Annotated in this window: 3 protein-coding genes; 1 reads left to right on the top strand and 2 read right to left on the bottom strand. The window is 53.8% G+C overall.

The genetic code is table 11. From position 1 onward, the window contains the following. Positions 1–234 precede the first annotated feature (234 nt). Together AC2FJZ_RS22240 and AC2FJZ_RS22235 are read right to left on the bottom strand one after the other, a co-directional pair. Positions 235–1626 carry a metal-dependent hydrolase family protein gene (locus AC2FJZ_RS22240; RefSeq protein WP_496686360.1) on the bottom strand — a complete coding sequence of 464 codons (1392 nt, stop codon included), beginning with the start codon at positions 1624–1626 and terminating at the stop codon, positions 235–237. A 62-nt stretch (positions 1627–1688) separates the two neighbouring features. Continuing rightward, positions 1689–3080: a metal-dependent hydrolase family protein gene (locus AC2FJZ_RS22235; RefSeq protein WP_282022546.1), complete on the bottom strand. Its 1392-nt coding sequence runs from the start codon at positions 3078–3080 to the stop codon at positions 1689–1691. Between the two features lie 180 nt (positions 3081–3260). Here AC2FJZ_RS22235 and AC2FJZ_RS22230 point away from each other — a divergent pair. Further along, the coding region (locus AC2FJZ_RS22230; RefSeq protein WP_496780398.1) for a helix-turn-helix domain-containing protein at positions 3261–4249 on the top strand (989 nt) is incomplete at its 3' end.

Raw genomic sequence — 4249 nt, 5'->3', positions numbered from 1 at the left:
CTTCACCGAGGCTGCGCGATCCCCCGGATTGGCGATCTGCATTTCCCAAGCGGTGCTATTGGACGTGCCAATGAACAAAAACGTACGCATGCTTTCGGAATCTTCAGCAGCAACAATTGAACCACAGATCGCCATAAAGATGCCGAGGCTGAGATGTTTCACAGTCTTTCCTTTCAGGGAAGATTTCTTGGCTGACGTGTGGGGTTATCAAAGATAGACCACCCTACTTTCCTTTTATTCCAGCGTATTCTTGTAGAATTTGCCGTCCTTCATGATGACGCGGATGGTGTCGAAACCTTCTTCACGCGGTTCCGCGTCAAACCATTTCGGTTGGGCCCCCAAGACAGAAAGATCTTCCAGCGGGTTGCCATCGACGATCAGGATATCGGCGTAGGCTCCTTCTTGGATCACCCCCAACTGCTCCGGATAAGGATTACGTTGGCCAGTCAGCTGCGCCAGTTCGCCCGCGGTCGACGTAGCGGAGACCAGCATGGCATGATTGCCGAACCAATCAGCAAACTGGTACTTTTCGAAATCGCGATGGGCACGGCCCTGATCGAGCGTTGACAGTACTGTATCAACGTTGTGCACGACCTTGGGTTTGTATTTCTTGACAAGCGCGATGAGATCCTTGCTTTGGTCATGTGCAACCGCAAGCTTGATGCCTGCTGGCGTACCCGGTGCAAAGTTCGGGTGCTCAAACAGGATCGGTGAGAACCCGGCGGTGTTGAGGGACCAGAATATCCCTTCATCAGCCATTCGTTTCACGGTTTCTTCTGTGACCATCTGGCCGTGTTCAATGACCTTGACGCCCGCATCCAGTGCCATTTGGACAGTTTCGTCCGTGTAGGCATGCGTGAAAGCATAAGTGTCAAAAAAAGCCGCAACGTCGACCGCTGCCTTTATTTCTTCCACGCTGTATCCAACGGACCAAAGCGGGTCCAATTCCGAGGAAACTCCGCCGCCGACGGTTAGCTTGATTTGCGTGGCCCCATAGCTGAGGTTCCGGCGCGCGGCCGTTCTGATTTCGTCTACGCCGTCTGCAACGACCGCGAGATTGAGTTCTTCCACCTGTGCGACGGGGCCACCTTCAGCCCGGGCACGAGGGCTGCGCCAGTCCGTGTGACCAGATTGTGGACCGATGCACGCACCGCTCGGGTAAATCCGTGGCCCGACAAGAATATCCTGATCGATCAGCTTTTTCATCGCATCGCCTTGGCCACAGGCATCGCGAACCGTTGTGTACCCATCCATAAGGTAATCACGCGCGTTTGCGACTGCCATCGCGCCGACGCCGTCCCAATTCGCATATTCCGCGCCGCCAAAGCTTGTGAACAGACCGGTTAGGTTCAGGTGGACGTGGCTGTCGATCAGCCCCGGCATCAATGTGCGACCACCTCCATCCACAACCGTCGCGCCAGGGGCGTCGATGGCCTCGGTGGACACTTCTTTGATCAAGTTGCCTTCAACCAAAACGCTGGCGTTCTCGATCCGCGCCTCATTTACTCCGTCAAAGACATGGACGTTGGTGAACAGGGTTTGTGGCAGGGTGTCCTGCGCAAACGCGGCAGTGGCCGTGAAAAAAACCAGGCTCGCGACGGCACCCGTCTTTGTCGAAATATTCATGTCCTTCTCTCCCTTAAAATTTAGTGCGCGGGGTGCCGAGGTAAGTTCACCCCACGCGACACTCAGTCGAGTGTGTTCTTGTAGATCACGCCATCCTTCATGATGATCTTCAGATTGGTGTCGGGATCGGATAGCAGCAGGATGTCCTCCAGCGGGTTCCCGTCGACCAATAGAAGATCGGCGTATGCACCCACTTCGACCACACCCAACGGGCCGTCCTGATAAGGATTGTTCAAACCAGTAAGACGGTTCATGCGCGCGCCGTTTGAAGTTGCGATGCGCAATATGTCGAAGGGTGTGAAATTCGCTTCAAGCAGGTATTTGAACTCGTCGCTCATCTTCTTGTCCTGCTCTAGCGTTTGGTCCCAGTTGTTGATGAGGTCAGTGCCCAGGGTATAGAGGTCGATCATGCCTGGCGTGGTTTGAATTACTTCAATCATGTTGGCCGCGGCATCCCGCACCGTCTTCCACTTCGCAAACGACGCTGGTGTGTAAAATGCTTCGGCCTGCTCGGTGGAGACCGAGTAGACCGGAGCCACGGCGGTCGCAAACATGATCTGTTTTTGAACCATGACCTCGGCCACTTCCGGAGTCAGAAACGGGATGTGTTCGACGGTCTTCGCGCCATTGTCGATACAGTTTCGGATCGCCTGTTCAGTGAACACATGGCAGGTCACATATGTGCCCCACTGTTCGGCGGTTTTGACTGCCATCTGGATTTCATCGGCTTGGTACTGAAGCGAATGCAGGGGGTCGAACTCGGACGTAACACCGCCGCTGACCATAATTTTGATCTGGGTTGCCCCGCGGCGCAGGTTCTCGCGTACGGCCATCCGGATCTGATCCGGCCCATCGGCTATAAAGCTCATTTCACTTTCGACCCAATGTGATGGTCCTTGCCCAGACAGTGTGGGATGCCGGTCGTTCAGTTTACGGAAGTCCGCGTGCCCGGATGTCTGGGTGATGAAGGCTTCAGAGGAGTAAATGCGCGGCCCGGGAAACATGCCGGAATCTATAATGCGAGCGATGGATTTTGCTGGTCCGCCTAGGTCCCGGACAGTGGTGAACCCATTCATCAGGATGCGTTCAGACCGAATTGTCGCGACGCCGCCAAGATGAAAGGGTGTGATATTCTGGCGCAAACCATCGCTGAGAGGGTTGAACACGGTAAGATGCACGTGTTGATCATGCATTCCGGGCATCAGTGTGCGCCCACCGCCCTCGATGATTTGCGCATTGGCAACGACAAGCGGCTCAGTCGAGACCTCGGCGATCAGGTTATCGACGACCAAAACGTTTGCGTTCTCGATCCGCGCCTCGTTCACCCCGTCAAAGACATGAACATTTGTGAAAAGGACCGGGAAACTTTCTTCCTGTGAAGCGGCATGAGTTGGAAATAGATAGCTCGCAGCCAGTACTGCGGGCACAAGTATGCGCATCAGACATCCGTTCATCAGGGCTCCTATCATCAAGAATCGTAAAAGGCGCAATTAGGAGTCATTATAGAATTCGAATAACTTGATGCCTGACAGATTACCGGTTCGAGAAAAATAGTTTTGGGAAATTGCAAGGTTTCATAATTTTGTTGTGGGAATTTCTTACACTCGGGAATATTGCGAATTTCTGGAGAAGAGATGACAAGAAGACTTGGTAATAACACGGATCAGTCGCTGCCACTCGTCAGGGCTTCAGTTGCGGGTCCGGTTGTCGCAGCGCTTCGCAGCGTGGGGGTCGAACCCGCGTTTGTTCTTGATCCTCTGGGGTTGAACGAAGCGCAGGTAATGGACCCGAAGAATTTCCTACGCCACGATACCGTCTACCAGATCTATCAGGCCGTGGCAGAAGCCACTTCAACGGATTTTTGCGCACGGGTCGGGCAATCCGTTGACCTTGTCAAATTTCTCCCGCTCGGCGATATGCTGGCAGAAGCCCTTACATTGGGAGACTTTTTTACCAGATACACTCAAGCGGTTTCCAAGGAATCCAATGCCGTTACACAATCCCTCTTTGTCGAAGGAGAGCACGCGTATTTCAGTGCCAAAAGGAACTTCCAAATTTCGGTTTCTCCCAGCCAGACCGATGCGTTTCTGACAAGTATATGGATATCCCTGTTGCACCGTGTCCTGGATTTCAGGTGGGACCCCAATCAGGTCATTCTTCGCGTCAGTGACCCGGATGCGCTGCCCGGTCAGTTTCACGGCGTTCGGGCAATCAAGTGCAATCCTCAAGGTTTTTCGATCAGGTTTCCCTCCAGCTGGCTAAATTACAGGTTACGACCAGAGGCACTGGAAAACCCTCCAGACTACAGGGTTATGGATGAGGATCTGGCGGCCCCGCAGGATTTCCTTGCGGGACTGGAAGGTCTGATCAGGGTCCATCTTGCGGATTCAGGATTTGGTGTGAATGACCTTGCGGACCTTTGCGGCTTTCATCAGGAAACACTGAACAACCGGCTGGAACCTTACGGTCAAACGGCGTCCCAAGTAATCGCGCGCATTAAGCAGGAAGAAGCCGAACGCCTGCTAGCAAAAGACAATAAATCCGTTGGCGAGACAGCGCAAAGGCTTGGCTATGCCGACCCAACCGCCTTCTCCAGAGCATTTCGTAAATGGACGGGCGTATC

This window comes from Ruegeria sp. CDSA079 (assembly GCF_059612245.1).
The sequence above is the reverse complement of the archived record's forward strand: the minus strand, read 5'-3'. Positions and strand labels throughout refer to the sequence as shown.